Consider the following 5,263-nt stretch of genomic DNA (forward strand, 5'->3'; position numbering starts at 1 on the left):
CCCGGCCGAACCACATACAGGCCGGTCAAGACCCCGGGCCCCCAAGGCCGCGGCTGGGAGTTGGGCGTCACTCCGTGACGCCTTGCCGGGTCCGCTCCGCGGCCCGGCGGCTCGGCTCGCTCCGCGATCCGGCCTGTGTCGAATCCGCTCCGCGAATCCGACGAAAGCGGCAGCTGGGAGAGGGGGTTGCCGGGCTGCTGGTGGATCAGGTCTGCACCGGCTCCCACTCTCGCGGCTCCCGCCCCGGCCACTCCTTGAGGCTGACGCCCGGTCAGAAACGGTCGGAAGCGTGCACTCTCACGCCTTGAAGGTAACCAGCCCCGCAGACTTCAGGACAACCCTCCGAGAGTGGGTATGTCAAAGCTTTGGGTGCGCTATCTTCTGTACTGAGAGCGCGTCACCGATCCACCCGGGACAACGCGTCTGACGTGTCGTCAGATTGCTTCTGGGTTGTGTGTCATCTTTCCGGCCCGGCTGAATTCTGAACTCAGGTAACTTCCCCCCGAGGAACGGTCTGGGGTGGGCTGACTGCAAAACGTGCAGGGTTCTTAAGTTCGAACTCGAAGGGCCAGAACATGAATCCGACGATAGAAACCCATCGTGGAAATGAGGGACGGAAAGTGAAGTCCGTCAGTGACGTCGATGCTCTGGCTGCTTCGGCTCATGCCGGGCAGGTCGACAAGATCGGCGTGGACTACGTCGAGCACGTGCGAGCAGTGGCAGCCGGGCTCACCCCGTTCGGTGACACGCTCGTCATGGCCGGCCTGCTGCACGACGTCCTGGAGGACACCGACTGGAGCGCCGAGCAGTTGCTGAACGTCGGTGTTCCCGCGCGGGTGGTGGAGATCGTCCAGGCGGTGACGAACCAGGCGGGCACGGCCTACGCGGAGAAGATCCGCCGGATCACCGCGGACCCTGACGCGACGCTGTTGAAGATCGCGGACAACGCGCACAACTCGCATCCGGACCGTGCCGCGCAGCTGCCTGCGGACAAGCGGGAGCGGCTGACCGCGAAGTACCGGGCTGCGCGTGCGGAGCTGTGGCCGGCCGCTGAGCGGGGGGACATTGAGGCGATCGTGCGGATCGTCAATCCGTCCCTGCTTGAGGAGCTGGCGCAGCGGTGAGTGGGCGGGCTTCTGGGCAGGTTCTGCGGCCCCACCAGGTCGAGGCGGTGGATGCGGTCGTGCGGGCCCTCCAGGAGCCCGCAGACGGGCGCCTGCCGCAGGAGGGGCTGAGGTGCCAGTGCATCGCTGCCACCGGTTCCGGCAAGACGCTCATCGCCGTTGCGACCGCGCAGCGGCTCCGCGCGCGGCGGGTGGTGGTGTTGGTGCCGACGCTGGACCTGTTGGTGCAGACGGCGACGGCGTGGCGGCGTGATGGGGGCCGGTCGGGGGCGATGGTCGGGGTGTGCTCCCTGCCGGCCAGAGACTCGGGAGGGCTGCCGTGCACCACGGACGAGGGTGAACTGGTCGACTGGGTGCGGGACTTGGAGACCGTGACCTTGTTCGGGACGTACGCGTCCGTCGACGTGCTGCGCCGGGCCCACGCGCGGGGCCTGGACGCATTCGACCTCATGGTCGTGGACGAGGCGCACCGCACCAGTGGGGACGGGTTGAAGCCGTGGGCGGCCGTGCACGATCAGGAGCAGGTGGCTGCGGTGCGGCGGCTGTACATGACGGCCACGCCCCGGGTGTGGCAGGCCACCGCAGACGGAACCGGCGCGGGCGGCGGGGAGGGCTCACGGCTGGTGGCGAGCATGAGCGAGGACTCCCCCGTCTTCGGCCCCGTCGCCTACAAGCTCTCCCTCTCAGAGAGCATCGAGCGGGGGCTGATCGCGCCGTACCAGGTCGTGTGCGTCGACATCCGGGACCCGGAGTACGGGCACCGGGCACAGCTCGGGTCGGGCACGGAGCGGGTGCGCGGGGCCAGGTTGGCGGCGTTGCAGTCGGGGGTGTTGACCGCGGCCGCGCGGGAGAACCTGCGCAAGGTGCTCACCTTCCACTCCCGTGTCGCGGAGGCCGAGGCCATGTCCGCGGGGATCGGGGAGGCCGCGGCGCGGCTGTGGGAGGAAGACGCGCACACCTACCCGGACCCGAAGCGGGTGTGGTCGAGCTGGTTGCACGGCGACCATGCGCCGGCGCACCGGCGGGCGGTGCTGGCGGAGTTCGCCTCGGACGTCATCGAGCACCAGGAGCACCAGGAGGCGGGCGGGAGGCAGGAGGGCCCGGGCGGGGGTTCCGGGGTCGAGTTGCTGCCTGCCGCTCTGCGGGTGCTTTCCTCCGTGAAGGTGTTGGGTGAAGGCGTCGATACCGCGAATTGTGATTCGGTCGCCTTTTGTGATGTGCGCGGGTCCATGGTCGATATTGTGCAAATGATCGGGCGGGCTCTGCGGATGAAGCCGGGGCAGGGAAAAGTTGCGTCTCTGGTCGTGCCGGTATTTCTCGGGCCGGATGAAGACGCGGACAATCTATTGACCTCTCCGGCCTTTGGAGGGTTGGCGAAGGTCCTTGAAGCGTTGCGTGCGCACGATACGGAGACCATCGAGGCGCTCGCTGACTCCCGTGCACGGAGCGGGAGTTGGGACGAGGATAGTTCAGAGGGTGCTGACGATGCTGAGTTCCTGGACGACGTCAACGGCCTGGAGGGCGTGGAACCGGCCGAGCCGGTGAGTGCGGGGGCGCGGGAGCTACTGAAGTTCTCCACGCCGCGGGACCCGGCGGAGCTCGCGCGGTTCGTGCGGCTGCGGGTCCTGGAACCCGAGGGCGCGTACTGGCGGCGCGGCATCGAGGCCGCCGCCCGCTACGTCAAGGAGCACGGGGACGAGCCACTGGCGGCCCCGTACAGCTTCGTGACGCCCCAGGACTGGACGCCCGCGGGCTTTCCGCTGGGGGTGTGGCTCACCCATCAGCGGCGCTCCTACAAGGCCGGCCGGCTCGACCCGGAACGGGTCCGGGAGCTGGACGGGCTGGGCATGGTGTGGGCGCCGCGCGAGGACGCCTTCGCTGACGGGCTCGCCGCCGCGCGGGCCTGGGCCAAGGCACACGGGCACTTCCTGCCCCCGGCCACCGCAGTGTGGGACGGGTATCCGGTGGGGAAGTGGGCCAAGAACATGCGCGACGCGGCCCGCCTCGCGGACCGGATCGCCGCGCGCCGGGAAGCCGGGGAACCCGTCGGGCCGGAGGCCGGGGCGCTCACCGACGAGCGGCGCCAGGCGCTGGATGACATCGATCCTGGGTGGTGCCCTGCCTGGGACACCGGCTGGCAACGCAGCCTCCGTCTCGTACAGGCCCACCTGGCCGACGGCGGGCACCTGCCCACCACGGCCGGGGACGTCGTCGTCCAGGGCGAAGACCTCGGACGCTGGGTACAAGCACAGCGCCACAGCTTCGAGCAGCTGCTGCCCGCGCAGCAGTGGCTGCTGGAGCACGTGCTCGGCATCGAGCCGGCCGGAGAGGACGAGCGGCCGGTGAAGGTGACCCAGGACCACAAATGGGCTCTCAACCTCGCCGCCGCCCGACAGTTCCACAGCCGGGAAGGGCACCTGAACGTGCCCCGCAAACACGTCGAAGCCCTGCCCGTCGACCTCGCTGGGCCGGCTGCCGCCGGGCGCGAAACCACACCCGACGGCGACGTCCTGGTCGACCTGGGCATGTGGACCGCCAACGTCAGGAGGCGCGTCGAGAAGCTCACCGCCCAACGACGAGCGGCAGTCGATCAGTTGGGCATGCGCTGGTGACACGGCAGGACCCCAGGTGCTACACGTTCGGCCTCCCCATTTCATCGGGAATCGGCGCCAGCTTTCAGTACCAACTCGGCATCCCTCATTCAGCACACCAGAAAAAACCTCAAGCGACACGAGTCGGACCTCCACTGAAGAATCAACGCCGAACCACTGAAGACTCAGCGCCGAGCATCAGTGGTGTTCTGGCCCGGGCCGAGGGGGTGAGGGTCCCGGCAGGCGCCGGAGACGGCCCCTGCGGGGTTGTGAAGATGCCTCGGGTCCGGGGGCTGTGTGTACCGTGGCGCCGCGTCGGGAGCCCCGCCCTGAAAGGAGAGGACCTGACGTGATCGGTTCGGGTGATCTTGCAGGGGACGGGGTCTGGCTGCGCTGGCGGAGGGGGACCTACACAGCTCCGCATCCGCACAACTTCGGAGTCCTCATGCGTGTACGCACCGCCCTCACGGCGGCCGCCCTGGTCGCCGCCGCACTGACCTTGTCCGCCCCCGCGGCCCTGGCCACCACCCACACCACCGCACCCGTCGCCGCGCCCCACACCCCCAGCGACGACGACCCGCCCCTCTACTACTTCGGCCCCGACAACGGCGACGACTGGTACTACTTCGAGGACGACACGACGACCGCCTGAAAACGGCAGCAGCGAAGCCCCGACAGCACGAGCGCCGGGGCTTCGCCGTAGACGGCACCCCCAAAAGCCCACCCCTACAAAGGGGTGTTGCCGTGCCTTGCTGCTGCCCCGCCCCTGGGGGCCGTCTCATTGCCGCTCGATGCGGAGGCACCCCGCAGGGACCGCGGAGCGGGCCCTGCCGCGCGTGGCGGCGGCCGGTGGCCCACCCCGCCCCGCCCACCCCGCCTTAAAGGGGGCTCTGCTGCGCCCTGTGACGCCCTTCCGCGCCTCCGCTGCTCCCCGGGGCCGCCGCCAGGCGCTCGACGACGTCGACCCTGGTGGTGCCCGGCGTGGGACATCGGTTGGCAGCGTTACCTGCGTCTCGTGCAGGCGCACGTGGCCGGCGGGGGGAGCCTGCCGACCGCGGCCGGGGACGTCGTCGTCCAGGGCGAGGACCTGGGACGCTGAGTAAGCGCGCAGCGGTACGGCTTCGAGCAGCTGACGGCGGCGCAGCAGTGGCTGCTGGAGCACGTGCTCGGCATCGAGCCGGCCGGTGAGGACGAGCGGCCGGTGAAGGTGGCCCAGGACCACAAATGGGCGCTCAATCTCGCCGCGGCCCGCCAGTTCCACAGCCGGGAAGGGCACCTGAACGTGCCCCGCAAACACATCGAAGCCCTGCCCGTCGACCTCGCCGGACCCGCCGCCACCAGACGCGAGACCACAGCTGACGGCGACGTCCTGGTCGACCTCGGCATGTGGACCGCCAACACCCGCCGCCGCGCCAACAAGCTCAGGGAGCAGCGGCGGTCAGCGCTGGATCAACTCGGCATGCGCTGGTGAGCGTCTGTCTGACAGTCGTGTACTCCGGCATCGGTGTGCCGAAGCACGATAGGTGTCACGTAGGCAGGCTGGTTGTC

Annotated in this window: 4 protein-coding genes; all 4 read left to right on the plus strand. The window is 69.6% G+C overall.

From position 1 onward, the window contains the following. Positions 1–620: 620 nt before the first annotated feature. Entirely contained in the window at positions 621–1,124 is a 504-nt protein-coding gene (locus ABZY33_RS35820) for an HD domain-containing protein (protein WP_356495902.1), read from the plus strand. After that, positions 1,121–3,736 (plus strand): Helicase associated domain protein, encoded by a 2,616-nt coding sequence (locus ABZY33_RS35825; protein ID WP_356495903.1) that lies wholly within the window; start codon positions 1,121–1,123, stop codon positions 3,734–3,736. The genes ABZY33_RS35820 and ABZY33_RS35825 overlap by 4 nt, the downstream gene beginning before the upstream one ends. Before the next feature lie 424 nt (positions 3,737–4,160). After that, positions 4,161–4,367, plus strand: coding sequence for a hypothetical protein (locus ABZY33_RS35830; protein ID WP_356495904.1), 207 nt, complete (start codon positions 4,161–4,163; stop codon positions 4,365–4,367). A gap of 510 nt (positions 4,368–4,877) precedes the next feature. Continuing rightward, positions 4,878–5,186: a helicase associated domain-containing protein gene (locus ABZY33_RS35835; RefSeq protein ID WP_356495905.1), complete on the plus strand. Its 309-nt coding sequence runs from the start codon at positions 4,878–4,880 to the stop codon at positions 5,184–5,186. The last annotated feature ends 77 nt before the right edge of the window (positions 5,187–5,263 follow it).

It is taken from the genome of Streptomyces sp. NPDC006552, assembly GCF_040611655.1.
Classification (GTDB): domain Bacteria; phylum Actinomycetota; class Actinomycetes; order Streptomycetales; family Streptomycetaceae; genus Streptomyces.

Bases quoted from the DNA above. Each gene is read 5' to 3' on its own strand.
- ABZY33_RS35830 (WP_356495904.1), top strand. From the start codon at position 4,161: ATGCGTGTACGCACCGCCCTCACGGCGGCCGCCCTGGTCGCCGCCGCA.